We start from the raw sequence: 22,378 nt of genomic DNA, 5'->3' as shown, positions 1-22,378 counted from the left end.
GCCCCTGTTAGCGGTTGACGTTGACGAGGATGTCGGCGCCGTGGATCGCGCCGGCTTCCTTCGCCGCGACCTGGAATACGACCGACTTGCGTGCTTCGCGGTCAGCCTGCGATTGCGTGGCGATCGGCGGCTGGTAGACGTAGTAGCCCTTCGCGAGCGTGTCGCCTTGGTTCAGCGCGCCGAAGCCGGCCGAGTTCCAGACGCCCGGCGCGAGATACCCGTTGTTCACGCCGGCCTCGCAGGCCGCCGCGATCGTCGCGGCGATCTGCGCGTTGCCGCCGTCCGTCTGCGGGATCTTCGTCGGGCTCTGATACAGCAGGTTGTAGACGTCCGTCTCGATGCGGTTGCGGAACCAGATCGCGTTATAGACCGAATCGACATAGATGCCGCTCGGCGTCACGCCGTACTGGATGATCGACGTGTCGTTGCTGTAGTTCACAAACACGTTGCAGTTCTTCGACTGCAGCGCGTTCGCCTGCGTGCTCGTGAGCGTCTCGGCGACGACGCTCGGCTCCTGCTTGAACATCAGCGTGATCGTCGTGTTGTTGCCGTCGAAGTTCACGGTCAGCAGGCGTCCGAGCAGCGACGACACTGCGTACGGCGTCGAGCTCGAGTACTGCACGATCGTGTACTTCAGCTTCAGCGCCTTCAGCTTGCTCGCGATGTCGGTCGACACGGTCGAGTCGAGCACCTGCGGGTTCTGCGTCGTGATGCCGTAGATATGCCGCTGGTCGGCCTCGGTGAGCGTCGCGACCGCGATGTGCTGGTCGTCCGTGATGGAAGCATCCGCGAAATCGAAACCGAGGAACTTGTTCGAGAAGCGGTCGAAGAACAGCGCGGCCGCGTCGACCGGTTGCTCGGGCGCGATGCCGTCCGCCGGCACGCCGGCGAGGTTGCTCGTCAAGCCGAGCATCGCCGAAATATCCGTGCCGCTGCCCGGCGCGGTCGCATAGCCGACCTTCGAGTTCGTGCCGGTCGTGTTCGACGTCACGACGAACTGCGAGCCGGTCCAAGCAATGGTCGCGCCCGTCAGCTTCGCATTGATCACGCTGGCGACGCCGTTGAGGTTCGTCTGCGCCGAGAAGTCGAGGCCGCTCACGGACTTCGCCGCACCGTCGATCGTGATGCTGAACGCGCCGGCCGTGATCGCATCCCACAGCGCGATGTCCTGCTGCGCAGCCGACAGCACGCCGCCGCGCAGCGATCCGGACGTCGCCGTCTTCGCCCACCGGCCGATCATCAGTTGTTGCGGCTTCGGCACCTGGTTGAAATACAGCGCCGCGGCGTAGTACTCCGGCGTGTTCGTGCCGAACTCCGGCGTCACCTCGTCGATGTCTCCATACGAGCGCGCGCGCTCGTTCGTGTCGATGACGGCCGACGGGCCGAGAATCAGCCCGGTGTTCATGTTCGCGCCCTGCGCCGCGAGCGCGGCGAGGTTGATCGTCACGTTGATCAGGCGCGATACCGGCAATCCGTTGGACATGCTGGTCCCCTACGAGTAGTGAAATTGAATCCGACACAATCCAAACGTGAGCACGATATGCACACGGATGGCCTAAAATTTCTTCTTTCCGAAGCGGGCTCAACCGGAGAGCACATGACCAAAATCATCCGCACCAAAAAAGGTCAGGAAATCCTCGTTGATGACGAAGATTTCGATTCCCTGAATCGGCACTCATGGCACGTCGATGCATATGGCTACGCAGTTCGAAATACAGAGCACCCGCTCGATCCGTCGAAGCGATGGAAGGAGCGTATGCATCGGGTGATTGCCGGTCTGGGGTTCGGCGACACTCGCGTACCCGACCACATCAACGGCAATAAGCTCGACAACCGACGAGCAAATCTCCGGGTATGTCTCCAATCCGAGAACATGCGCAACGCGAAGAAGCGCGTCGACAACTCATCCGGCTTTAAAGGAGTCACTTACCATCGCGCGAGCGGCCTCTGGCATGCACGCATCTATGCGAACTGCAAAGTCGTAAGCCTTGGATATTTCCAGCACCGCGAAAGTGCTTTCGAGGCCTATCGAGAAGCCGCAGCCGAACTTCACGGTCAATTCGCCAATTACGGAACCTGAATCGACGCGGTGCCGTGTTCGTCATTGACGCTCACCGCCGCAGATTTCAAGCTCAGGACCGCGTAGGTCCGGGTGATCTTGCGGCGCAGCGTCACGGTCATGTCGTAGCGCCGCACCCATTGCTGATTGACCAGATCGGGCGCCGCTCGAATCGGGCCGACGCCGACGAACGCCATGTCCTGCAGCTGGAGCTGCTCGCGGTTCTGCGGGATCGCGAGTCCGTCGGCGAGCCGCTGCGCGTAACCTTTCGCGAGCGGCCCGTAGAACGTGCACATGACGTCGATGTCCTGGTGCCGGATGTACGTGTCGTGCCCGTCGCCAGTGCCGTCGTGCTGGATGGCCGGGCCGGCATCCGGCTCCTGCTCCTGCAAGCCGAACGCGCACCAGTTGACGGACGGCTCGGGTTGCTTGGGTACTTTCGGCTGCCAGCGCGGCCGCACGAGGTCCGGCGCGAGCGCCGTGATGCCGGCGATCAGGTCGTGTACCAGGTTGTCGAGGGCATCGTCCTCGGCCGGCGGCGCATCGACGGCTGGCGCCAGATATCCGCCGGTCGAGCTATCGTTCATGGGGTCATCCCGAAAGAGGCTTCAGGTCGCACGTCGCGCAAACGAAGCCGCGGCCGAAGTGCGAGTAGTCGTTCACGTTGACGACGGTGTAGGTGCGGCCGGCCCACACGACCTCGTCGGCGTCGTGGCCGGCGCTGCCGTCCATCAGCCGGAACATCGTGTGCAGCGTGATCGAACCGATGATTCGGCTACCGTCCGCGTTGCGATGCAGGATGTCGCCCTTGTCGCTCGTCACGACGGCCGAGAACGACGTCGCTGCGACGGTGTTCTGCGCGCGACCGTAGTCGTCGACCGTCTGCGTCATGCGGTTGCAGACCAGTCCGGTGTCCATGAAGTCCGGATCGAGCAGGACGTCGGTGACGTCGAGAAAAGCCATAGCGCGAGCACCAATGAAAAAGGGCCGCACATGGCGGCCCTCGGGTCAGGGGGACTGAAAACTACTTCTTGCGGCGCACGACGTACGTCGTCGCGTTCCGATACTGGCCGGTGTCGACCAGCGTGTTCTCCCGCGTGACGCCGCGGCGCCGGCGCGCGGCCAGCGTCGAGTCGGCGAGTTTGGGAGCGATGTTGCTGTTGATCTTCGCGCGCACGGAGTTCACCGAAACCTGGCCAGCGCGATTGAGGCTGCGGTTGACCTTCTCGAGGTCGCCGTCGAGCGCCGCTTCGACGCCCTTCTGAAGGTGCGGCTCGAACTTCGGCCGCGCGTCCTGCACGCCCGGCACCAGGTGCGGGCGGGCCGGGATATTGTTGGCCGGCGAACCGTTCTCGAGGATGTAGCCGATCTCAGCGTTGCTGAGCGGCTCTCCTTCATCCTTCCGGCCAGCAGTGCTGTCGGGCACGCCAACCAGCACCTCCTTCTGCACGAGCCCGCTGATCGACTTCAGTACCTCGTCGAGGCGATCGATTTTCATGCCGTCCATGGGGTCTCCCGATGGACAGCGGCGGCGTTACAGCTGCATGCCGCCCGCGCCCATCATCATTGCGAGGCTGAGATAACGGACGCCGTACATCGTGGCGTTCCAGAAGCCGCCGTCCTTGATGGCGACGGCCGCGGTGTCGTAGCTCGCGCTCACCTTGTCGACGGCCTTCGACGACTGCGGCCCGGACACCTGGCCGGGCACGCCGCCGACGGCGGCCATCTTCTGGTCCTTCACGGCGAGCGCGAGGTGGTGCGCGGTGACGAGCGCGATTCCCAGATCAGTCAGGTCGCCCCACCGATCTGCGTTGACGAGCGATACCGCGACGGTCATCCAGAACTGGACGAGCGCGTCGGGGTACGTCGTCGTGTCGTTGAACTCCGAGAACGCTTGGCGGAACTGGGCGATATCCACTTGTCACCTGTCGATTGGAACGCAGGCCGGCGCGCGCACTGCGTCGCGCCGGAAGGCCATTATGCCTTTTTGCTGGCGGACTTCGGCGAGGCGTTGTCGCTCGTCTGGCCCGCTGCTGCCTTCTGCGAGATGTCAGCGGCTTGAGCACGCGCCGCAATTTCCTGCTCGCGCGCTACGACAGCGGTTTCCCGCTCGGCGAGCGCCTTTTCACGGGAGTCCAGCGCCGCCGCACGGTCGTCCAGCCCCTTGCCGAACGTTTCGAGTTCGGCGCTCAGCTTCGCCAAACGCTCCGATTCAGCGTCGAGCGCCGCCTTCTCGGCCGCGAGCTCTGCCGCTACGCCCGCGGCCCCAGCAACGGCGTTGTTGCCTGCCGCCGATGCGGCCGCGCGTCCGTCCGGCACCGGGCCGAGATGCGCTTTTGCGTACCAGTGCTCGGCGATGTAGCTCTCGATTTCCTGCACGCCTGCCTCGAATCGCCGAACGATCTCCTCGCCTTCGTGCACGAGCCGAATCGTGAACGCCGTCAGAACGTTGACCCTTGCCATATCAGATCCCATCCCGATAGGCAGCGGTCGTGCCGTAGCGCCACTCGACCTGGCCGATCCGCGACCAATAGGTCGTGATCTGATACAGCGAGCGGTACTCCAGCGGCGTGCGCTGCAGGTCCGTCATCGGGAACTGGACATACTTCTTGTCGCTGTTGTACGCGACCATCCGGTCCACCGTGCCGAGCTGCCCCAGCGTGCCGCCAGCGCCAGCGCCGATCAACCACTTCAGCTCGAGGATTTCGAGCGGCACACCCTGCTGCGTGCAGATGTTGTTTTCCAGCAGGTACGTGAGGATCGACTTGTTGCCGGCCGAGCTGATGACTTGCGACGCGATGTAACCGAGCTTCGCGGGCGGAAGCATGACCCGGTTCGGCTTGACCTTCCAGCCCGTTGCCTGCCACGCGGACGTCAGGATTTCGTTGACGTCCTTGAGGATTTCGCTCGGGGTCTTCGTTTCCCACTGCGGCGTGCCGGCGGCGCCGTTGGCAACGTTCGAAACGCTGCCGACCGCGCCGATGGAATTGACGAGCCCCGTGAACCCCAGCTGAGGATCACCGTAGTAGACGATCTGGTCGAGGTCCATGTTGCGCTTCAGGTTCATGGCCTCGACCTTCTGCGCGTCGATCGGCATGCCCAAGGCTTGCGACTTCACCAGCTCGGGCACCGTGTACTTCACTTCGGCACCCCAGAGGCGCATCGGTTGCGGTGTCTTGCCGATGTCGACCGACGGCCCCGCGATGGCATTGCCCTCGTTCGAAATCCAGTTCAGGCCGTTCGGATTGATACCGCCACTCATCCCGAACGCCGAGTTCGTGAACGATGCAACCTCGTCCGCCGCGGAAACGTCGGTGCGGATGTAGATGTCGCGCGACCACGTGTATTCGACAAGCGGCTCGTTCAGCGTCTGGTCGAGCCGTTCGAGCTGGCCGACGAGGAACGCGCCGGTCGAGTCGATCGTGGCACGATCGTACGTGTACTGCTGATCCTGCGTGCGCGCGCGGACGAGTCGGCGCGTCGCCTCGGCGACGGCCGCCGACATCGGGATCGACGCCCCAGCCCGGCGCAGGTGCTTCAGTTCGGACATGTCCATGTAATGGCTCCAGAAATGCAAAAGCCCCGCATTGCGGGGCTTCGGGTGAAGCGCTATTCAGCGCCGGTTAGATCTTGACGGCGATCTCGACGATGCCGTAGGTGTCGGCCGGACCGGTGAAGTACCAGTTCGCCGGCATCGCGACGGTGTTCGTCCCATCGGCAGCCGCTTCGAAGCCGCCGAGCGGCTTGCCTGCGGCCGGCGCCGCGACGCGCACGTACACGGTGCCGTTCTTCGTCGCCGGCGCGGTGCCGCCGAGCGCGACGTCGACGTATCCACGCTTCAGGATGTCGGTGACGCCGGACGTCGGCGGCGTCGCGGTACCGAGCGGATCGGTGCCGTTCCCCTGAATCGGGTATGCGCGCAGGTTCACGCCGTAGACGCTGTCTGCCGTATCGGCGGCGTTGTTGATCGGCTGAATCTTGCCGTTCACCATTTTCACGGCAACGCCGAACGCGGTCGGCGGCGCCGCCGGGTCGATCAACTGCGTCTCGATCGTGGCGACTTCGGCGCGCTGAAGGTCACCGGCGAAGCCCGCCGGCATGCGGTACTGATAGGCTTGATACGAGGGCATGTCGGCTCCTTACTTGCGGACCTTCCAGAAGTCCGCGTGAATTGCGTTGATGTCCTTCCGCTCCGTCTGGGCGGAATCGTTGGTCCGGCGCTGCGTCACACCGGAGTTCTTGCTGCGCACGACCTCCGACGCTGCGTTGAAGAACGCCGCCACGGAATCGCAGGTCATGCTGGACACGTTCGCGCTGCCGACCACCGACTTCACCAGTTCGGCGTTCTCGTTCTCGAGCGCGGCGCGCAGCGCGCGGCGACGCAGCACGCACATGGCGTCGACCGTCTTCTTGCGGACCGCCTTCGCGTCGAACGTCGGCAGGCGGACGCCCGGAGCGAGGATCTCGGCGCGCGAGAGCGCGTCTTGGAACTGCTCGCGCAGCGCGGTACTGTCGCCGGTACGCGCGCCTGCCTTGTCGTCGTTGCCCCCGCCAGCACCGTCGCCATCCATCGTGCCAGTGCCGTCCGGATCGTCATCGTCGTCGTCCCCGTCGCCAGTTTGCGTGCCGCCGCCTTCGAGCTTCGTCACGCGGTCGGCCAGCGCATCGATCTTGCCGTTGGTGGCCTGGATCGCACCGAGCACCTGCTTGAGCGGATCGCCTTCGCCGCCGGCCGCGCCTTCATCGCCCGTTGCGGAGACGCCGGCGTTCGGGGCCGCGCCAGTGCCGGGCATGTGGATGTGAATCTGGGGTTGACCTTCGCCACCCTCGCCGCCTTCGTCGCCGGTCATTTCGCTCGCGACCTTCTCGAACGCTTCGGAATCGCGCGTCATGAACGCCTTGCGCAACGCGTCGACGAACTTGGAGCCTTTCTTGGTTGCCATGCTTGTATCTCCTGTCGGGAGTAGGTTGGAACTGCTATCCCCGATCGAACACACGGGGCCACAGCGGGCGCTTTTCACGAGGGCGACGTGGTTGCCCACGATCACCACCTGTCGCGCCCGCCCAGGCGCAATCTGTTCGTAGTCGGCGTCGTAGCCGTTGCTGACCTGCGCCAGAACCTTGAGCTGCACGAGGCGAATGGCTTCTGCATCGAATATCAGCAGATCGGCCAGCATCAAATCGGACTGGTCGCCTTCGCCGCGTCGAACGTTCATCACGAAACCGACGACGACCGACTTGAAGTTCGCCGGCGTCACAAAATCCGGCGGATGGTCGATCGTGATCGGTTTGCCTTCGAAGCTCGCGAGCGTCTCGGGACTGAACAGCACGTCCGCCGTGCGCTCCGCGACGATGACGCCGTCCTTCGCCTCGATCTCCGGCAGTTCGAAGTAGGCGTAGTCCTGCGCGCCGACGCGCGCGATCGGGACGGCCTCGCAGAGCAGGAAGCCTTCCGGCGTGATGGACTGCCGCTCGCCGAGCTGCTCGGTCGCGTACACGCCCGACGCGGTGATGCCGTCGCGCGTGTGCGCGCGAGCGCGCGGCGCATGCGAGCCGCACGTGCACGCGTGATCAGTGGTGGAAATGCGCATATCAGTCTTCGATGCTGGTTCGGACGCCGCGCGCGATGACGCCGCGGACTCGCTCGTAATCGGGCTCGGAGCGTGTGACCCGGCACCAGACGGCCAGGGATCGGAGGTACAGCGGCAACCACCACGCGGTGCGCACTCGCACGCGCAACGTCGTTCGATGTGTCGGCATGCTCAGTCCATCCAGTCAGGAATATCGACCGTCTGCCCGGCCAGTTCGTGTGTGCAGTCGCCGCAGAACTGGATCCGGCCATCCGTGATGAATGAATGGCAGACGTTCCGGCGTTCGCCGGGGCCCGGCCACGACACGAGGATCGATGGCGACAACGTCGGGGCATCGACGCTGCCGTTCCAATTCCATCGCGCCGGGTTCGGAGAATCGCAACCATGCGGATAGACAACGTGCAGCTCACCGCACGGACACTCGAACAGCAACGATCCGCTGCTGTCCCGTTTCATCTTCGCCATATCAGTCCGTCGGAAGCACGACTTCGGCCCAGCACCGGCAGTTGTAGATGCAGCCCGGGTGCGCCCGCGCGCCCGACCGCTTATCGGCGACCGGCGGCTTGTCCCACGTGAAAAACTTGCCTTCCAGCTCGCGATGGTCCTCGCGGACGTCCGAGTCGCCCGACGTCCGCCAGAAGTAGCCGGGGCTGCCGACATCGAGCGCGCGCGCCTCGGTGAGCGTCGCGGCCGTGCGACTTACCTCGGTTCTCGCGATCGTGTCGGCCCGGCTTTTCGCGACCTGCCCGGACTCCTGAATCGCCTTCGAGATCTGCGCGGCGCGCGCGCCGTCGGCGATTCCTTCCAGCGTCAGCCGGTGCACGCGCTCGGCCGCGTCGAGCGGGATGGACTTGATCAGCCGCACCTGCTCGGACAGGAGAGCGCGCATCGTCTCGCCGGTGGCCGCCCTGCGAATCTCGTCGCGCAGCGCGCGCGACATGTCCGCGGCCTGCTTCATCCACATCTGCTCATCGCGCCGATTCAGGTCGGCGATCATGCGCGCCGCGGTCGCCTCGGCCCAAGGCGCGAGCGCCTCGGCGTACCGACGCAGCAGTTCCTCGATCGTCGGCGCGTACGACACGTCATCAGCCGGAAAGCCGTTCACGAGCACGCCGACCTGATGAGCGATCTTTCGCAACTGGGTGCCGTACTTCCGCTCTGCGCCGCTCAGCCGGACCGGGTTCTTGCGCCGTTCGCGCTTTCGATCGAGGGTGAGAATCATCGACGTCGAAAAAGTCTGCGAAGCAATGAGTCGTTCGTCCGCGCGGCCGCGCCCGGCGTCGGACCCAGCGGAAGCGTTGGATCGATCCCCGGCGGATCCTCGCCCTGTTCGTCGCGCTCAGCCTGCTCGATCGCTTCGTCGGGGATGTCGCCAAACATGCCGGTATCCGGCGACGACGCCTTGAGCTCGCGCATGCCCTGGCTTCGCGGAATCAGGTCGGCGTCTACCGCCTTCGTCACCGAGTCGACCGTCTTGTTGCCGATCTCAGCCTTCTCGGCGGCCGACATCTCCTGCAGCGGGTTGAACTCGTACGAGAAGTCCTCCGGCAACGGCTGCCCGATTTCCGACCTGCACATCACGTCGAGCAGGTTGTGCAGCGGGTTGCGCAGCCGACGCTCCTGACGCGTGTGCACCTTCTCGTGATACAGCAGCCGTGACCCTTCGCCGGTGTCGCTCAAGCCGGCCGGCTGCTGGCCGAACAGGCGATCGAGCGGAATGCCCGTCGCGCCGCTGAGCTGCATCGCGAACTGCAGCATCACGTCGGACAGACCGCTGAACGTGTACTGATGCGTCTCGAACTTGTCGGTCGCGTCGATGAGGGTGATGCCCTCGTTCGACTGCCCGAGCCGGATCATTTCGACCTGCTTCAGCAGCCCGTTGAGCGCCGGGCCGCCGGCCGCGATGATCTCGCGCAGCTTCTCAACGCTCAGCGTGCGCAGATGGGCCTTGTAGACGAGCTGTCCGGCGCCGACCGTCGCGCTGTCGAACGCGATCAACCGGTCCCACATCGGCTCGAGGATCGACAGGCCCCAGCCGTTCTCGCTGATCCGCTGGTAGTACGGCAGTGCTTCGCCGTCCATTCGCAGCACGCGCGAGTAGTGAATGCGCCCCCGCGGCAATCCGATCGCCGTCGGCAGCACGTCGTAGTACTTCGGCATGCCGAGATCGGGGCCGAACTCGGTCACGACTTCTCCGACCGGCGGCGCAACCATCCAGCGGTCGAGCACGAGCAGGCCCTTGAACTGGCCTTTCCCGATGGTCTCGCGCCGAAGCGGCTGCGACATGTCCTGGCCGTCGATCAGCATCACCGCGATCGCGCCGCCATACAGCTGCGCCCACTTGCCGGTATCGCAGAGCTGGTCCCAGATCGCCTTGCGCGTCAGCGCGGTCTCCATCTTCGACACGTCGGTCGGATCGAGCCCGGACATCTCGATGCCCTTGCGGGTCATGTCCTCCGGGATCGCGTCCACCGCGGCGCGCACGATCCACGACCCGCGATATGCCGCCTCGAGCCAGACCCGATTGCGGCTCTGGTACGTCAACGTGTACTGCGCCGCCGACGCCTGGTTATCTGCGCCCCATCCGAGCCGCGCTTCGAAGTTCGCGAACGAGTCGACCGTGCGATGGGCGTGCGTCGCCGCCGGCGCGCGCGGCGGCCGAGTCTGTTGCTTCCGTTTCGACATTCCGGGAAATCCTGTCGTGCTCAACCGGCAAGCCGCTCCCAGACCGACAGGTCCTTCGCGCCTCCCAGCATGTCGTTGATTGCGTCGACCATCGGATCGATCTGGTCGTCGTGCATGTGCGTGTCGTCAGCCGTGAACGAGTCGCACTCGGTCAAGAAGTCGCTCACCCACGGTGCCTCGAGCGGAACGGCGACGTTGCCGGCGTCGATGTGGCTGACCACGTCCATCACGCGCGTCAACTTGTCCTTGACCCGCTCGATACCTTCGATCGGGATACCGCCCTCGGCCTGAATCTCCTGAATCAGTCCGGTGCCACTCGACTTATCCTCGACCTTCATCTGCCGCAGCACGGGCGCGGCAGGGTCGTCCTTGCCGATTTCCGCATGCTTGTTCCAGAAGTCGATCGCGCGGCGCTTGAGCTCCGGCGCTTTCCACTTCCCTCGCACCAGATCGATGAGGTACAGACGGTTGTCGAAGCCGAGCCCCCAGCACTCGAAGACGCTGTAGTCGTTCCGCTCGGCCGTCTTCTGCGCCGTGTCGGCGAAAATCTTCCGGTACTGGAGCGACGGTAACGCGCCGTAGCGTAGGAACTTCCCGCTCTGGATGATCCCGCCGCCGAGCGGCGACGGACGCTGCATGTACTGACCGTTGAAGACGTACGGATCTGCCTTCTCCGATGCGAGCAACTCCTGCAGCGGCTCCTTGTACGGCCAGTAGCTGAACCGACCGTCCTCATCCCGCTCGGACGACTCGACGCGCTCCCGGATGTGCTCCGGCAGCTTCGCGACGTACTCGTCGGTGATCAATGCCGGGATCTCGATGAACTCCCATTCGCCCGGCATCTTGCCGGCCTTGATGAAGCCCGTCGGGTCTTCCTCGGCGAGCCGCTGCATGATCACGATGATCGGTGTGTCCGGATTCGCCTTCCGGCTCTTCACGGTCGACAGCAGCTTGCGGTTCGCCTTGTTGCGGTTCGTCTTGCTGTACGCGTCCTCGACCTTCAGCGGGTCGTCGATGATGATCGCGCCCTGCCAACCGTCCGCCATATGGCCGGCTCGAAAGCCGGTGATCTGGCCGCCGAGCGAGACCGCATACACACCGCCCGCCTTCTTGCCGTCCACCAGCACATTCCAGCGCTTTTTCGACTTTGCGTCGTCGGCGATCACCAGCGGCCACAGCGCCTGATACTCGCTCGACGCGACGATGTCGCGCGCCGCCTCGCTGTTCAGCAGTGCGAGATCGTCCGAATACGAGATGTGCAAGAACCGGGCGCGCGGGTTCAGCGCGAGGCCGCGGGCGATCAGATTGATCGCCACCAATTCGGTCTTCGACGAACCGGGCGGCACGTTGATGACGACATTCTTCAACTTGCCGTCGATCACGCGTTGGACCGCGTCGGCGATCAGCACGTGGTGCCAGTTCACGCGGAACTTGATGGACTGACGATGCTTGAAGAAGTACCGGCTAAAGAACAGGTGGTCGCGCTCGCACTTCGCCTTCAGGACGGCCCGCTCGATGGCAGGGTCAATACTCGTCTTCGAGTTTGGCGACGGCGGCTGCAACCTGCTGTTCATCGACGACGACCGTCCTGTTCTCGATTGGGCCGCCGTCCCTCCCTGTATGCTCGAGCTGACGCCGGTTCGTGAACGCGTCGCCCGCCTCCTTCGCAGCCTGCTCCAGCAGTTGGGCCATCAGCGGCAAGTTACCGCGCTGCTCGGCGACTGCGACGGCGCGATCCAGCGCACGCAAGCGCACGGCTCGATGCGACACGCCGATGCGCGACGTGTCCTTCAGGAATTCCTCGCGCGTGCGCTCGAAGATCTCCCGGTACTTCTTGCTCAGCGTCGAGCCGGCGCGCTTCGTCGGGTCGTAGCGCTCGCACTGCTGCGGCGACACTTCGACGCCAAATTCCTCGCGCACGGCCTTCGCGACCCGCGAGATCGTGTCGAAGCATGCGAGCGACTGGACGATGTACACCTTGATCGCGTCGGGAAGTGCTGCCATAGCGGGAAAACGTTCGGTTACGCGGCCCGCAGGATGCAGGTGCCGCAGGCGCGCGCGATGTCGGCGTGGCCGACCTCTGGCGCGTGGCGGGCGGCGTCGACCAGCTTCGCGGTGTCGCCGGCACCGCCACCGACGCCGTAGCGCCTGACGATGCCGACGAATTCCTCGACGTCGTGCCCGCGGATGCCGAGCTTCGGCATGCCGTCCTTCGAGAAAGCCGGCGCGCCGAACTCGTCGGTGCGCTGGCCGATGTGATACAGCTCGTGCTCGACCAGCGCGCACCATTCCAGATCGCTGCACTCGCGCGCGTAGTGCGCGTCGAGCGTGATCAGGAACGCCGGCACGCGGCCGAACCACTCGCAGAGCTGCTGCTCCTGCCGGGCGCGCTGCCAGCCGCCGGCGCGGATCGTCACTTCTTCGCACTGACCGACGACGCGGCGCATCTGGCGGACGTTCTCGGCGGCCGCCCAGAGATAGGCGACATCGGCGTCGATCAGGTGCGCGTGGTCTTCGTTGTGCAGCGGCGCGCCGTCGCGCAGGAACGTGTGGTGCACCCAGTCGTTGACGCCGTCGGCCGGCGCGAGGTAGCGGAACCAGTTCGAGCCGTCGAAGAGCGCGTCGGGCGGCATGGGCCGATTGCTGGCGGGCTCCGCCTTTTGCACTCGGGTCATGCCGCGCTTTCCAGTCGCGGCGGCAGATCGAACAGCGCCTCGGCCGCGCGGCGCGCAGGGCTCGGCTCCTTCCTGCGCGCCTGCCGCTGCCGCTCGCGCTGCTCGGCCTCCTGCTTAGCCTCCAGCACGAGCATCGGATCGCGGTACATGCGAGATTCGAGGATGCGGAAACCCATGGCGGCACTCCAATGCAAAAAGCCCCGTGGCTTTCGCCTACGGGGCTTCGTATCCTCGCGCGTCTGCCTCCCAACCGGGAAGCAAAAGCTCACGCGCAAGGCGGAATCGGTAATCTGCCGAGGATCATAGAACAGATTCCGGCGGTTTACAACCGGTCGACGCAATTTTTCTGATGACCGAGTCTGCGGTCAGCTTCACGATGCTCTGCGAGATCGCGCGGTGCGCGTCGGCGAGCACGAGCTCGAAGCGCCGGCCGCGCAGCACCGCACCGTGCGCCTTCCGCATCCGCGTCTGCACCTGGTCGGGCGCCATGCGCCAGACGTACGTGTACTTCAGCACCCACTTCGCCACGTGGTTCGGCATCGCCGACCATGCCGCCTCAACGAGCCAGCCGTCCTTCTGCTCGGGCGGGATCGGCATTTCGGCGAGCGCCTTGTCGCGCAGCGCGACGTGCAGCCGCGCCCACTGCGCGCAGACCTCCGGCTTGAACCGCGGCGAGCGCACCGTCGCCCCCCAGTTGTCGAGCCGCTCTTCGATGCTCTCGAAGCCGCTCATCGCGCACCTCGCGTCGTCATGGCGAGCGCCTGCACGCTGCTGAGCCAACCGCCGTACCCGGTGAGGTGGCTCGTGAAGTCCGTGCGGATGCGCGTGTCGACGTGGCCGCTGCCTGCGCACGTGCCGGCGAGCGAGAACATCTGGCCGCGCCGCTCTCCGCGCTTGATGTCGACGCGCGTCATCGCGCGGTCGCTTGCCAGCAAATGCCGCACGGTCGACAGCGGCACACCTGCGCTGCGCGCGAGATCGTGCGCCGTGTAGCGCCGGCCCGGCTTCATGACCGACAGCACCGTGTCGAGGGTGATTTTCGTGGGTTTCGTTTTCAAAGGGCCCTCCCTATGCTCGCTGCAGGTTCAGTTCAATTGCTTCGATGCGCACGCCCGGCGTGGTCGCGTAGCGCTTCGATACCCAGAGGTCGACGACTTGCCCGTCGTCTCCGTAGACCACGCCGTTCATGCCGTCCTTCAACGCCTTGACAACGTTGTCCGCGTCCGGCTTCTTCGTGGCGCCTATCGCGCCCGCCGCGGCCTCGCGTTGACGCCGCTGCGACCAGCTGGCCGGAATCGGCACGCCGATGTCGACGATCAGGCGCACCGGGCCGGAGTACGGCTCGTCGTCGCGCATGGCCTCGCGGGCGGCCATCTTCACGAGGTTCTCGTAGCGCTCCGTCGGCTCGGGGGTGTACGTGCGGACGTGCGGCCCGCGCCGTACGAAGCGCGGCCGCCCTTTCGCGACCGGCTTGCCGGGTACGACGAAGACGACGCGGCGTGCGATGACCGGCGCGGCGATCAGCAGGTCGTGCGTCATGCCGTCACCTCGTCCGTCACGTCATCGGCCACCGGCACGCCGCTGACCGGGCGCAGCCACGCGTCCGGAATCCATCCGGTCTTAAGCTCGCACGGCCGAAACGTGACAACGTCCGTCGCTGGGATCGGAGCGGGCGCTTCGACGTACCAGCAGAAGCCGAAGTGCAGGTAGTCGCCGTACGGCGCCTTCACCTCGACGATGCGGTCGCGGGCTTTGCCCCGCGTGATCACGGCCATGTCGCCGACTTTGCAGTTCATCGCCCTTCCCCCAGAAGCGCGCCGACCGCGACCGGGCCGGCAGTGTTGCGGAATGCGCGGTTGTGGTCATCCCACCACGGGCCGTCGCCGGCCGCGTTGAACACGCGCAGCTTGAAATCGAACGGCTGCTCGTCGGTCCCCTGCTCGATGCCGAGCGTTCGCCCGTGTTCGACGATGCCGGTCCACGAGCGCCACCAGTCGGCGACGGTGCGTATCCCCGTCGCGGGCTTCGCGGTGCGCGCGGACAGCAGGTCGCCGAGGATCAGGTCGAGCAGGCCGACGTTGAGCGGTTGCCCGCTGCCCTCTCGCTCACGGCGCTTTCGGCCCGTCGCGATGGCGGTTCGCAGGTCGTCGGGCGTGGCGCCACGCGTCGGCCAGCCGTGCACCCGCTCGTCGTTCGCGGTGAAGCCGACGCCGCTCGAGCGCAGGATTTCGACGAACGCGGCGGCGGCGTTCGGCGGGTCGCCCGCTACTGCCTGTGCTATGCCGCCGCCGCTTGTCTTTAGGTTTACTTCTCCCTCTCCCTGTCCCTTGGATGCTGTTTCCCGAGGGACAGTCGGGGGGACACCATGTGTTTGTCCCGAGGGACGTTTGTCGTTTGTCCCTGGGGACAATTTGCGTTTGTCCCTCGGGACTGGATTGCGATAGTCCGGGGACAAAAATTCCTCGAAAGTCGGGAATTCGATGTCGGTCCCGTGGCGCTGGTTGTGCTTCTTGATGCGCGCGCACTCGGTCTTGTAGCGCTGCTCGTGCTTCGCGGACCACGCGTCGCGCGCCTTCTCGGCGACGACGGGGTGATACAGGCGTCCGTCGGAGCACTTCACCCAACCACGCAGTGCACCCGCGCGCACCTTTCGCCATTCGGCGACAACGCGGCCGTAGCCGGCCAGTTGTGCGAGCACTCGATCGTCATCGGGAAGCGACGCGGCCGGCATCTGGTGCCACGCTGCACACCAGAGCAGCACCGCCGCGCGGAACTCGTCGGCAGTCGACAGCGCCGCGATGTCGCTGTCACGCAGGCGCACGACGTCGAGCGGCATGAACGGGAAGTCACGCAGATCGCAATCCGCTGGGGTGAGAGGATTCGGGAGGTCGTTCATTCGCAAAGTCCATACGCCGAGGCGCAGGCGGTCGCCGGCTCGGCGTCCGCGAGAAGGTCGTACTGCCGGCCGCCGCGCGTGGTCTTGGCCCACTCGACTACCTGCCAGATATGCGACGCGGCGCCGGTATGGCCGCCGCGGCCGCTTAGGTGCATGAAGGTCGCCGGCGAGCGCGGCCGGCAGACTGTCGTAACGAGACGTTCCCATTCGGCGATCCGCTCGATGTGCTCCGGAAACCTGCGTGCAATTTCGCGCAGCTCAGCCTTCGACGAATTGATGCATGGCATGCACCCGACGCGCGACATCCCCTGGCGATAGAGCGGGTTCGGCCTGATGCCGGCGAGCGTGTGCGCTTCGAAAACGTCATCCACGTTCCAGCGCAGGATCGGCCGATAGACAGCGTAGTAGCCGCCCCGATCCTCGTACGACGGTAACCACCTGCGCGCCTCGCTCTCGTCGGCCCGCACGCCCTGCCATGACTCGACGGCAAACCCGCGGTCAATGAGCTCGAGCTGGTACTCGGTGATCGGGTTGCGTTTCAGGTACTCGGTGCAGTACTGGCGCTTCCTCGATGGGAATCCCCCCTTCAGCATGCACACGTCGAGATACGGGTTGCCGGTCGGATGCAGAAGTTCGAGCGCGCGCGCAGCTGCCTCGGCGGTCCACGCGTAATTGAATTGCCGCTTTCCGTAGACTGCGGATTCAGGCTCGCCCGCAGCGATCCGAGCGAGATTCGCGCGCTTCGTCGCAAATTCGTCGGTGAAGTCGGCGCGCACCACGTCGACGGTGATGTCGAGCACGCGCGGCAGGTATTCAAGCGCGTATTCGTACGTCGACTCGTGCTCGTTGCCGGTGTCGGCGAACACTGCGCGAACGCTTTCACGACCGTGCAGCTCGAGCGCGACGAGCAGCGTCGCGGTGCTGTCCTTGCCGCCCGACAGCGAGACAACGTGAAGGGTCTGGCGATCGGTCACGAAGCCTCCCAAAGCAGCTTCTGCCCGCGCAGTTGCGCCGCCGTGTCGACGCGCGGCCGCGCGGGCGTGTTCCAGTTGCCGCCGCCGCGCGCGCCAACGAGGCGCCAACCGGCGCCGCGCAAACTGGCGCCGCCCTCGGCCGGCAGTGTGTAGGTGATGAGCCGCGCGTAACCGAGCGCGCGCGCCGCGCGCCATGCCGCGCCATACAGCGCCGAACACGCGTTGCGCGTGCCGTCGGTGCAACAGCGCGTGACCTCGAGTGTCCAGCCGTCGTCATTGCCGCGCGCGACAGGGCGGCCGACGATCGCAACCCCGCAGACACCCATGCAGTCGTCTCGGCCCATCAGCATGTCGTCGGCGACCGCGATGCTGAACTTGTGGCCGACCACGGGTGCATGATGCCGGTGGTGCTCGGCGACGAACGCGTTCGCCTCCTCGAGCGAGATTGGGACGATTACGAGGTTCATGCTGCCTCCGACGGCCATGCTACGATCGCCCCAAAATCACTAACGGGGGAATCGTGAAACGCGCGTGGCAAATCACTCATCTGGCCGCGGTTTGGCTGCTCCTCGGAATAGCGTTCGTCGCTTTGGCTCGCGTGTGGACAATCGTCGCGCAGTCGTCCGGGTCCCAAAAGGACTTCTGGGACGTTGCTACTACGATCGGCACATGTGGCGCGGTGGCCGTCGCCCTTTATGTCAGCTTCACCGACCAGCGTCGGCGTGTACGGGATGAGGCCGCAATGGCGCGAGTAACAGCTTCCGGAATCACAAACCGCCTCACAGTGGCTATCGCTCGGCTCGTTGCGCTGAAGGGGACAATCGATGTTGCCGTGAGCAAACAAATTGCCCGCGTAGATTTGGAAACGCTCGGCTACGACCTCCGGACTCTCGAAATTTGCACGCTCGATCAAGTTCGGGCACTTATCCCACTCCCCCATTTCTGTGCCGACAATATTGCTGCTGCACAAGATCGACTGCATGTGGCGTTGACCTTCATCGACGCAGAAGCCGAAAACAACAGATGGAGTCCCGCTTCGAGGAAAAGCGCCATGACTGCCGCCAGCAGCCTTATCTCCGACGCGATTGGCATGCTGGCACGTGCAGCAAAGACGTGCGGCGACGCATCCCGCGCCATCCACGCCGGCAGAGGTGCACAGGTCGACTAGGCGCCATGTACGCATTGCCGTTGCGCTGCCCAGCAAGCTGATGCACTGCAATGAGGTCAGCACGAGCCGCCCTCCTTCGTGTTGTCGATCGGGGCCGCCTCCGGCCGCACGCGCTCCAGCATCCAGAGTTGGTCCGGACGGAACGCGAGGTAGTCCTGCGGAGGATCGCGGAAGATGAACAGGTGCTTTTCCTCGACGACGCCGAGGTACGTCATGGGGCGACCGAGCTTGCGGACGAACAGCTTGCCGATGTCGCGGTCGCTGAGGATCATGGTCATGCCGCCGCCTGCCGCTGACCAAAGGCCTGTTGGACGAACTCACCGATCGCTCGTTGGCTGAGTCGGCGATACTCCTCGACCGCCTTGCGCTCCTGCACGGCGAGCCATTGCCGCGGATAGTCGCAGCCCGTGAACATGCAGAACAGGTGGAGCTTCGTGGCGGGGAACGGCCGGCGGCCGGCGACGAGGTCCGCGAAGTGCGGATAGTGGATGTCGCAGTTGCGCGCGAGCGTTTTTCGGTCGAAGCGGCGAAGGCCGAGCTCGAGTGCGCGAGCGAGGCAGTCCTCGAACGTCATTGCCTCAATCTCTGCCTCCGGCAACGTCGCAGCCTGTACCCACGGCGCGAACATCCTGAATTCGGTCTGGTTCATACGAAAAATCAATCGTTACCCAGTTGATTACCCACTTGCTTACCCGGTTGGGCCAGGCTCGAAATAAAGGCCAGGACAACACCCGGCCAACTGCGAAAGATGCGAACTGCCGCTATGCGAGAATCAAGGCTCTTCCCTTCCTCAATCCATTCACAACGGGGTTCGCATGTCACAACAACTCGAACTGCGCCTCTACGAACTCGACGACAAGACTCATCGGGTCAACGTCGTCACGTCCCCGGAGGGCTGCACATACACGTCGGAAAACATTTCGGACTTCATCGCCGACCTGGCCAGAGTTCGCGCAGAAATGCTTCCTGCTATTCCGCTCGAGGCGCCACCGATGGCGAACATGCAAAACGTGGCCGACGATCCGCCGATGCGATGGGCGTACGACGAAATGAACGATCGGTTTGCGCTGCTCATTCGTCATCCCGGGCATGGGTGGATCGGCTATTCCTTACCGTTCGAAACAGTGAATGCCCTCCAGCGCGGCCTTCAAGAATCAGTCGATCACCGAAACAACCAACGCCGGTCACCGAACTGACTGCACCCGCGCCACTACCTCCGGGGCCACGGATTTCGATAACAGTGCGGCCGAGCGGCACCTCATACGTGCCGCTCCGCCTGATCGTGGGACCGCGGACGCTCGACGGCTTTCGCCCCAGCCGGACAGCGCAGAATGTGCGGACCTTCTTCACGCTCCCTCCCGCGCCGGCTTGGCCAGCTCAGGCCAGATCAGATGCCAGTCGTCGGGCCGCAGGTCGCGACGAGTCACGTGGCCGCCCGACTCGCGCTCGATGGCGACGCAGAGCTTGTCGCCGGCCTTGCGCTGTCCGTAGATGACGTTTCTCAGGTAGGCGGCACTCGTCCCGCACCGTTCAGCGAAGAGCTCGCGGTCGGCGCGTGGGATGCCTGCGAAAAAGGATTTGAGCTTGTCCATGCGGCCATCATACACCGTATGGTTTATGGCGATCAACACCTTCTGGTTTATTTCACCATTTGGTTTACGGTGGTCTAATTTGGCCTATGAAAGATGATCTACTGACCCATAGCGAAGTCACCGAATTGCGTCGCCAGGCGCTCGGCCGCTTGATCGAATTGCACGGGCAGGCTGTAGTGGCGCGACGGGTGAAAAGGGTTCCGCAGCAAATCAACGATATGGCGCGATCGAAGTCCTTCGGCGAGAAGGTCGCACTCGAATTCGAGCGTGCTTGGCGCGAAAGCACCGGCGGCGAAGTGATCGATCTCCTCGCACCGCGCCCTCGGGTTCAGCAGATATCGGCGCCGGCCGGATGGGAGCGCCTCGACGAAATCGGCCGCGCCAAGGTCGAGGCATTCATCAGCGGGCTGCTATCCCAGTCAGCTCCGCGCCCCGCGCCTGCTCAGGATGAAGACAGGCCGTTTGGCGACTGATTCGCCGCACGACATCAGGTAGCGGCTCGAGCGACGCATCCCAGAACGAAAATTCGCGCGTTATGACCGGCCGCTTCGCGCGCGCCGTGAAACCGAACGCCTCATTCTCCAGCAACACATCCCATCGACCGTCTGAGCGCAACCGCTGAATCGTCACGATCGTGCCGATCAGCGCGGGGTTCGTGCTCGTCACCACCCTCGCCAAGTCTCCGGGCCTGCACCGCAGGCGCGTCTTCGAATCTTTTGCCACTGGCCGCCCCCGTCCTCTCGTTACGCACTGTTACTGTATGAATATACAGTAGTGTAGCCGCAGTCTCGGAAGTCTTTCAACTGCCGTCAGCAGACGCTTAATAATCGCGGGCCTGACCCGGCTGTTACAAATTTCCGACGCACCATAAACCAAATGGTGTTGACGTGGCATACACCATCTGGTTTAATGACTTCCAACGCGGCACCGTCGCCGCGCCACCGCCCCAGGGCGGAACGCTCTCTAACAACCGAAGGTATGCCGGGACCGCACACGCGGAGCAACCGGCCGGCGCGATCTGCGTCGTGAGTCAGGACAGGCGCGGCGCGCTGGGCTGAAGTTTGGCTACCGCTTGCTGCTTGAACGGACCTGACACAAGACAGCCAGCAACACGTGACCGATGGCGTCGTAATCGGCACAAACCTCGCGCGGCCCGGAGCCGGCACGGCCGGGAGTAGCCGGGCGCGCGAGTGATGCAGCTTCGCGGAGCCGGAATGCGCAGGCTGATGCGCGGCGAGTGGAAGCAACCGAGCGGACAGACATCCTAGGCCGGATTGCCGGCTGCCATGAAAACATGCGCGCCGCTCTGTGCCGGAGTTCAGTGCCGGCCCGGCTCCATGAAGCTGTCTCGCACATTGCAGTTCTGACCGGCGGCGGTTCTATCTCTGGAGGCGTCGCCGGTGAGCACTGCATGCAGATGCAGTTTCGCTGCTCAAGACTTCTATTCGATTAGCACTCCTACTTTCATGCGGAGGATGCCATGCACATTCCTCGAATCCACCACCACAACGTGCGCGCCCTGCCCGCGCGGGTCGATCAGCACGCCGACCAGCTGCAGGCCGCGGTGGACGACGCAGCGCTGGCCCGCGACGAGCGCAACGAAGCGATCGCCGAGCGCGTCACCTTCGACGTGCTGCCGTTCTCGACCGAGCAGATCGCCGTGCTCGACGCCGCGCTTCGCCGTGGGCGAATCGAGGACGTGTACGAGGTCTGGAATGTCTGCAAGGCAACCCTCGACGCCGAGATCAAGCGGCGTATCGCCGAAGCCGACATCGCCGCCGCCGCGCCGCGATTCGCGAACGTCTACTGCTCATCGTGCGGACAGAAGTTCGGGGCGGGCAACGAAGGTTTCAGCCACTGCAGCGATCACATTCACCGCCGAGCGATCGACGGCTGATCCGTTGAACAACCTTCCCATTTACAGGAGAAAGCCGTGGGATTGGACATTTACTTGAGGAAGTGCCCGGACCTTGCAGCAGCAAAGGCTGCGCAGGTGGCATACCAAGCAGAAGTCGAAGCGTTGTGGAAAGCCGCCGGCGGATACGAGAAGGCAACCGAAGAGCAACGCGACGAGATCCGCACCAGTAGCGCGGAAATCGCGAAGAAGTACGGTTGCACGGGAAGGTACGAGCTGCACGCGTCGATCACCGAGTTCGACAGGCAAAACTCGCTGATCGACCCCGAGCACATGTTCAAGATCGGCTACTTCCGCAGCAGCTACAACGCCAGCGGGATCGAAAACGTGTTGCGCAAGCGCGGTCTGCCGACGCTGCACGACATCTTCGAGCCGAACGAAGAATACGAATTCAAGCCCGACTGGAATGCCGCGCTCGCCCGTTGCAACGATGCGATCGACAAGTACGAAGCGTTCCTCGCGGGCCCGCTCGGCAAGTACAGCGTCATGTTCGTCGATGGCTTCGAAGAGGTGCGCGATGAAGCGCGCGCGCTCGAAATATTCGGCGAGCATCTCGCGCGGCAGCGGCCGGACAGCTTTCGCTCGTATGGGTGTCGCGAAGGCGAGTTCTACCTGGACGGCATCAAGGCTGTCGGCTTCATGCCCGGCCGAAGCGTCATCAACACCATGGGTATGTACGTCGTCTACGAGAAGGAAACCGACGGCAAGCCCGACTGGCACCTCACGGCACTGCGCATCGTGCGCGAGACGATCGAATACGTGATCGCTCAGCCGGACCGACAGCACTTCTATCTGGTCTGGTCGGGCTAAGCGTCCGCGCCCG

At 64.5% G+C, this 22,378-nt stretch carries 32 protein-coding genes; 6 read left to right on the top strand and 26 right to left on the bottom strand.

Features of this window, described 5'->3' with window-relative positions; all coding sequences use genetic code 11:
* Nucleotides 1-7 precede the first annotated feature (7 nt).
* On the bottom strand, nt 8-1,483 hold the full coding sequence (locus BUB20358_RS04895; protein ID WP_006764396.1) for a DUF3383 domain-containing protein: 1,476 nt from the start codon (nt 1,481-1,483) through the stop codon (nt 8-10).
* Nucleotides 1,484-1,597: 114 nt separating this feature from the next.
* On the opposite strand from BUB20358_RS04895, the gene BUB20358_RS04890 reads away from it, so the two are divergent.
* Entirely contained in the window at nt 1,598-2,080 is a 483-nt protein-coding gene (locus tag BUB20358_RS04890; RefSeq protein WP_158380477.1) for an HNH endonuclease, read from the top strand.
* Here BUB20358_RS04890 and BUB20358_RS04885 read toward each other — a convergent pair.
* The 22 genes from BUB20358_RS04885 to BUB20358_RS04775 all read right to left on the bottom strand — a co-directional run bounded on the left by BUB20358_RS04885 (nt 2,068) and on the right by BUB20358_RS04775 (nt 17,347).
* On the bottom strand, nt 2,068-2,646 hold the full coding sequence (locus BUB20358_RS04885) for a phage neck terminator protein (RefSeq protein WP_006764397.1): 579 nt from the start codon (nt 2,644-2,646) through the stop codon (nt 2,068-2,070). The two genes, BUB20358_RS04890 and BUB20358_RS04885, sit on opposite strands and share 13 nt — an antisense overlap.
* 4 nt (nt 2,647-2,650) lie before the next feature.
* Entirely contained in the window at nt 2,651-3,022 is a 372-nt protein-coding gene (locus BUB20358_RS04880) for a hypothetical protein (protein WP_045552446.1), read from the bottom strand.
* 61 nt (nt 3,023-3,083) lie between these two features.
* Complete coding sequence (locus BUB20358_RS04875; RefSeq protein ID WP_006764399.1) at nt 3,084-3,566, bottom strand: hypothetical protein; 483 nt, start codon at nt 3,564-3,566, stop codon at nt 3,084-3,086.
* 27 nt (nt 3,567-3,593) lie between these two features.
* Nucleotides 3,594-3,977, bottom strand: a complete 384-nt coding sequence (locus BUB20358_RS04870; protein WP_006764400.1) for a DUF4054 domain-containing protein — start codon at nt 3,975-3,977, stop codon at nt 3,594-3,596.
* Nucleotides 3,978-4,036: 59 nt separating this feature from the next.
* Nucleotides 4,037-4,522, bottom strand: coding sequence for an STY1053 family phage-associated protein (locus BUB20358_RS04865; protein WP_045552447.1), 486 nt, complete (start codon nt 4,520-4,522; stop codon nt 4,037-4,039).
* Between the two features lies 1 nt (nt 4,523).
* Nucleotides 4,524-5,615 (bottom strand): DUF2184 domain-containing protein, encoded by a 1,092-nt coding sequence (locus BUB20358_RS04860; protein WP_006764401.1) that lies wholly within the window; start codon nt 5,613-5,615, stop codon nt 4,524-4,526.
* A 67-nt stretch (nt 5,616-5,682) separates the two neighbouring features.
* The gene (locus BUB20358_RS04855) at nt 5,683-6,189 is read right to left on the bottom strand and encodes a structural cement protein Gp24 (protein ID WP_045552448.1); all 507 of its coding nucleotides are present in this window, start codon (nt 6,187-6,189) and stop codon (nt 5,683-5,685) included.
* A 9-nt stretch (nt 6,190-6,198) separates the two neighbouring features.
* Complete coding sequence (locus BUB20358_RS04850) at nt 6,199-7,650, bottom strand: DUF2213 domain-containing protein (RefSeq protein WP_006764402.1); 1,452 nt, start codon at nt 7,648-7,650, stop codon at nt 6,199-6,201.
* A 171-nt stretch (nt 7,651-7,821) separates the two neighbouring features.
* Complete coding sequence (locus tag BUB20358_RS04845; protein WP_045552449.1) at nt 7,822-8,115, bottom strand: ubiquitination-like system serine protease family protein; 294 nt, start codon at nt 8,113-8,115, stop codon at nt 7,822-7,824.
* Between the two features lies 1 nt (nt 8,116).
* Entirely contained in the window at nt 8,117-8,872 is a 756-nt protein-coding gene (locus tag BUB20358_RS04840; protein WP_006764404.1) for a phage head morphogenesis protein, read from the bottom strand.
* Entirely contained in the window at nt 8,869-10,335 is a 1,467-nt protein-coding gene (locus BUB20358_RS04835) for a DUF1073 domain-containing protein (RefSeq protein ID WP_006764405.1), read from the bottom strand. Before BUB20358_RS04835 ends, BUB20358_RS04840 begins: the two co-directional genes overlap by 4 nt.
* Nucleotides 10,336-10,355: 20 nt before the next feature.
* Nucleotides 10,356-11,909 carry a phage terminase large subunit gene (gene terL, locus BUB20358_RS04830; protein WP_006764406.1) on the bottom strand — a complete coding sequence of 518 codons (1,554 nt, stop codon included), beginning with the start codon at nt 11,907-11,909 and terminating at the stop codon, nt 10,356-10,358.
* A complete protein-coding gene (locus BUB20358_RS04825; protein ID WP_006764407.1) occupies nt 11,860-12,339 on the bottom strand; it encodes a DUF2280 domain-containing protein in 480 nt (159 codons plus the stop codon). Before BUB20358_RS04825 ends, terL begins: the two co-directional genes overlap by 50 nt.
* Before the next feature lie 17 nt (nt 12,340-12,356).
* Nucleotides 12,357-13,010, bottom strand: coding sequence for a putative metallopeptidase (locus BUB20358_RS04820; RefSeq protein WP_006764408.1), 654 nt, complete (start codon nt 13,008-13,010; stop codon nt 12,357-12,359).
* Nucleotides 13,007-13,186: a hypothetical protein gene (locus BUB20358_RS04815; protein ID WP_045552450.1), complete on the bottom strand. Its 180-nt coding sequence runs from the start codon at nt 13,184-13,186 to the stop codon at nt 13,007-13,009. Before BUB20358_RS04815 ends, BUB20358_RS04820 begins: the two co-directional genes overlap by 4 nt.
* Before the next feature lie 124 nt (nt 13,187-13,310).
* Nucleotides 13,311-13,742 carry a hypothetical protein gene (locus BUB20358_RS04810; protein ID WP_045552451.1) on the bottom strand — a complete coding sequence of 144 codons (432 nt, stop codon included), beginning with the start codon at nt 13,740-13,742 and terminating at the stop codon, nt 13,311-13,313.
* On the bottom strand, nt 13,739-14,068 hold the full coding sequence (locus BUB20358_RS04805; protein ID WP_045552452.1) for a hypothetical protein: 330 nt from the start codon (nt 14,066-14,068) through the stop codon (nt 13,739-13,741). Before BUB20358_RS04805 ends, BUB20358_RS04810 begins: the two co-directional genes overlap by 4 nt.
* A gap of 10 nt (nt 14,069-14,078) precedes the next feature.
* On the bottom strand, nt 14,079-14,549 hold the full coding sequence (locus BUB20358_RS04800; protein ID WP_006764411.1) for a RusA family crossover junction endodeoxyribonuclease: 471 nt from the start codon (nt 14,547-14,549) through the stop codon (nt 14,079-14,081).
* The gene (locus BUB20358_RS04795) at nt 14,546-14,785 is read right to left on the bottom strand and encodes a hypothetical protein (protein WP_227910427.1); all 240 of its coding nucleotides are present in this window, start codon (nt 14,783-14,785) and stop codon (nt 14,546-14,548) included. The genes BUB20358_RS04800 and BUB20358_RS04795 overlap by 4 nt, the downstream gene beginning before the upstream one ends.
* 17 nt (nt 14,786-14,802) lie before the next feature.
* Entirely contained in the window at nt 14,803-15,906 is a 1,104-nt protein-coding gene (locus BUB20358_RS28220; protein WP_081293592.1) for a DUF1376 domain-containing protein, read from the bottom strand.
* The gene (locus BUB20358_RS04780) at nt 15,903-16,880 is read right to left on the bottom strand and encodes a phosphoadenosine phosphosulfate reductase domain-containing protein (protein WP_006764413.1); all 978 of its coding nucleotides are present in this window, start codon (nt 16,878-16,880) and stop codon (nt 15,903-15,905) included. Before BUB20358_RS04780 ends, BUB20358_RS28220 begins: the two co-directional genes overlap by 4 nt.
* On the bottom strand, nt 16,877-17,347 hold the full coding sequence (locus tag BUB20358_RS04775; protein WP_045552522.1) for an XF1762 family protein: 471 nt from the start codon (nt 17,345-17,347) through the stop codon (nt 16,877-16,879). The genes BUB20358_RS04780 and BUB20358_RS04775 overlap by 4 nt, the downstream gene beginning before the upstream one ends.
* Nucleotides 17,348-17,400: 53 nt before the next feature.
* Here BUB20358_RS04775 and BUB20358_RS04770 point away from each other — a divergent pair, with 53 nt between their 5' ends.
* Nucleotides 17,401-18,048, top strand: a complete 648-nt coding sequence (locus BUB20358_RS04770; RefSeq protein ID WP_045552455.1) for a hypothetical protein — start codon at nt 17,401-17,403, stop codon at nt 18,046-18,048.
* A gap of 56 nt (nt 18,049-18,104) precedes the next feature.
* Here the strand turns inward: BUB20358_RS04770 and BUB20358_RS04765 are convergent, their stop codons facing one another.
* Together BUB20358_RS04765 and BUB20358_RS04760 are read right to left on the bottom strand one after the other, a co-directional pair.
* Complete coding sequence (locus tag BUB20358_RS04765) at nt 18,105-18,320, bottom strand: hypothetical protein (protein WP_045552523.1); 216 nt, start codon at nt 18,318-18,320, stop codon at nt 18,105-18,107.
* Between the two features lie 2 nt (nt 18,321-18,322).
* Nucleotides 18,323-18,697 carry a hypothetical protein gene (locus tag BUB20358_RS04760; protein WP_045552456.1) on the bottom strand — a complete coding sequence of 125 codons (375 nt, stop codon included), beginning with the start codon at nt 18,695-18,697 and terminating at the stop codon, nt 18,323-18,325.
* 166 nt (nt 18,698-18,863) lie between these two features.
* Between BUB20358_RS04760 and BUB20358_RS04755 the strand changes: the two genes are divergently transcribed.
* Nucleotides 18,864-19,244, top strand: a complete 381-nt coding sequence (locus BUB20358_RS04755; RefSeq protein ID WP_045552457.1) for a hypothetical protein — start codon at nt 18,864-18,866, stop codon at nt 19,242-19,244.
* A gap of 150 nt (nt 19,245-19,394) precedes the next feature.
* Here the strand turns inward: BUB20358_RS04755 and BUB20358_RS04750 are convergent, their stop codons facing one another.
* The gene (locus BUB20358_RS04750; RefSeq protein WP_045552458.1) at nt 19,395-19,640 is read right to left on the bottom strand and encodes a transcriptional regulator; all 246 of its coding nucleotides are present in this window, start codon (nt 19,638-19,640) and stop codon (nt 19,395-19,397) included.
* A gap of 86 nt (nt 19,641-19,726) precedes the next feature.
* Here BUB20358_RS04750 and BUB20358_RS04745 point away from each other — a divergent pair, with 86 nt between their 5' ends.
* The 3 genes from BUB20358_RS04745 (at nt 19,727) to BUB20358_RS04735 (ending at nt 22,365) form a co-directional block, all read left to right on the top strand.
* Nucleotides 19,727-20,113, top strand: coding sequence for a hypothetical protein (locus BUB20358_RS04745; RefSeq protein WP_045552459.1), 387 nt, complete (start codon nt 19,727-19,729; stop codon nt 20,111-20,113).
* Between the two features lie 1,007 nt (nt 20,114-21,120).
* Nucleotides 21,121-21,537, top strand: coding sequence for a hypothetical protein (locus tag BUB20358_RS04740; RefSeq protein WP_006764415.1), 417 nt, complete (start codon nt 21,121-21,123; stop codon nt 21,535-21,537).
* Nucleotides 21,538-21,633: 96 nt separating this feature from the next.
* A complete protein-coding gene (locus tag BUB20358_RS04735; protein ID WP_123806838.1) occupies nt 21,634-22,365 on the top strand; it encodes a hypothetical protein in 732 nt (243 codons plus the stop codon).
* Nucleotides 22,366-22,378 lie beyond the last annotated feature (13 nt).

It is taken from the genome of Burkholderia dolosa, from assembly GCF_902499135.1.
Classification (GTDB): Bacteria; Pseudomonadota; Gammaproteobacteria; order Burkholderiales; family Burkholderiaceae; genus Burkholderia; species Burkholderia dolosa.
The sequence above is the reverse complement of the archived record's forward strand: the minus strand, read 5'-3'. Positions and strand labels throughout refer to the sequence as shown.

Excerpts from the sequence above, each read along its gene's own strand:
- BUB20358_RS04895 (WP_006764396.1), bottom strand. The coding sequence starts at position 1,483 with ATGTCCAACGGATTGCCGGTATCGCGCCTGATCAACGTGACGATCAAC.
- BUB20358_RS04890 (WP_158380477.1), top strand. The coding sequence starts at position 1,598 with ATGACCAAAATCATCCGCACCAAAAAAGGTCAGGAAATCCTCGTTGAT.
- BUB20358_RS04885 (WP_006764397.1), bottom strand. The coding sequence starts at position 2,646 with ATGAACGATAGCTCGACCGGCGGATATCTGGCGCCAGCCGTCGATGCG.
- BUB20358_RS04880 (WP_045552446.1), bottom strand. The coding sequence starts at position 3,022 with ATGGCTTTTCTCGACGTCACCGACGTCCTGCTCGATCCGGACTTCATG.
- BUB20358_RS04875 (WP_006764399.1), bottom strand. The coding sequence starts at position 3,566 with ATGGACGGCATGAAAATCGATCGCCTCGACGAGGTACTGAAGTCGATC.
- BUB20358_RS04865 (WP_045552447.1), bottom strand. The coding sequence starts at position 4,522 with ATGGCAAGGGTCAACGTTCTGACGGCGTTCACGATTCGGCTCGTGCAC.
- BUB20358_RS04860 (WP_006764401.1), bottom strand. The coding sequence starts at position 5,615 with ATGGACATGTCCGAACTGAAGCACCTGCGCCGGGCTGGGGCGTCGATC.
- BUB20358_RS04855 (WP_045552448.1), bottom strand. The coding sequence starts at position 6,189 with ATGCCCTCGTATCAAGCCTATCAGTACCGCATGCCGGCGGGCTTCGCC.
- BUB20358_RS04850 (WP_006764402.1), bottom strand. The coding sequence starts at position 7,650 with ATGCGCATTTCCACCACTGATCACGCGTGCACGTGCGGCTCGCATGCG.
- BUB20358_RS04845 (WP_045552449.1), bottom strand. The coding sequence starts at position 8,115 with ATGGCGAAGATGAAACGGGACAGCAGCGGATCGTTGCTGTTCGAGTGT.
- BUB20358_RS04840 (WP_006764404.1), bottom strand. The coding sequence starts at position 8,872 with ATGATTCTCACCCTCGATCGAAAGCGCGAACGGCGCAAGAACCCGGTC.
- BUB20358_RS04835 (WP_006764405.1), bottom strand. The coding sequence starts at position 10,335 with ATGTCGAAACGGAAGCAACAGACTCGGCCGCCGCGCGCGCCGGCGGCG.
- terL (WP_006764406.1), bottom strand. The coding sequence starts at position 11,909 with ATGAACAGCAGGTTGCAGCCGCCGTCGCCAAACTCGAAGACGAGTATT.
- BUB20358_RS04825 (WP_006764407.1), bottom strand. The coding sequence starts at position 12,339 with ATGGCAGCACTTCCCGACGCGATCAAGGTGTACATCGTCCAGTCGCTC.
- BUB20358_RS04820 (WP_006764408.1), bottom strand. The coding sequence starts at position 13,010 with ATGACCCGAGTGCAAAAGGCGGAGCCCGCCAGCAATCGGCCCATGCCG.
- BUB20358_RS04815 (WP_045552450.1), bottom strand. The coding sequence starts at position 13,186 with ATGGGTTTCCGCATCCTCGAATCTCGCATGTACCGCGATCCGATGCTC.
- BUB20358_RS04810 (WP_045552451.1), bottom strand. The coding sequence starts at position 13,742 with ATGAGCGGCTTCGAGAGCATCGAAGAGCGGCTCGACAACTGGGGGGCG.
- BUB20358_RS04800 (WP_006764411.1), bottom strand. The coding sequence starts at position 14,549 with ATGACGCACGACCTGCTGATCGCCGCGCCGGTCATCGCACGCCGCGTC.
- BUB20358_RS04795 (WP_227910427.1), bottom strand. The coding sequence starts at position 14,785 with ATGGCCGTGATCACGCGGGGCAAAGCCCGCGACCGCATCGTCGAGGTG.
- BUB20358_RS28220 (WP_081293592.1), bottom strand. The coding sequence starts at position 15,906 with ATGAACGACCTCCCGAATCCTCTCACCCCAGCGGATTGCGATCTGCGT.
- BUB20358_RS04775 (WP_045552522.1), bottom strand. The coding sequence starts at position 17,347 with ATGAACCTCGTAATCGTCCCAATCTCGCTCGAGGAGGCGAACGCGTTC.
- BUB20358_RS04765 (WP_045552523.1), bottom strand. The coding sequence starts at position 18,320 with ATGATCCTCAGCGACCGCGACATCGGCAAGCTGTTCGTCCGCAAGCTC.
- BUB20358_RS04760 (WP_045552456.1), bottom strand. The coding sequence starts at position 18,697 with ATGAACCAGACCGAATTCAGGATGTTCGCGCCGTGGGTACAGGCTGCG.
- BUB20358_RS04755 (WP_045552457.1), top strand. The coding sequence starts at position 18,864 with ATGTCACAACAACTCGAACTGCGCCTCTACGAACTCGACGACAAGACT.
- BUB20358_RS04750 (WP_045552458.1), bottom strand. The coding sequence starts at position 19,640 with ATGGACAAGCTCAAATCCTTTTTCGCAGGCATCCCACGCGCCGACCGC.
- BUB20358_RS04745 (WP_045552459.1), top strand. The coding sequence starts at position 19,727 with ATGAAAGATGATCTACTGACCCATAGCGAAGTCACCGAATTGCGTCGC.
- BUB20358_RS04740 (WP_006764415.1), top strand. The coding sequence starts at position 21,121 with ATGCACATTCCTCGAATCCACCACCACAACGTGCGCGCCCTGCCCGCG.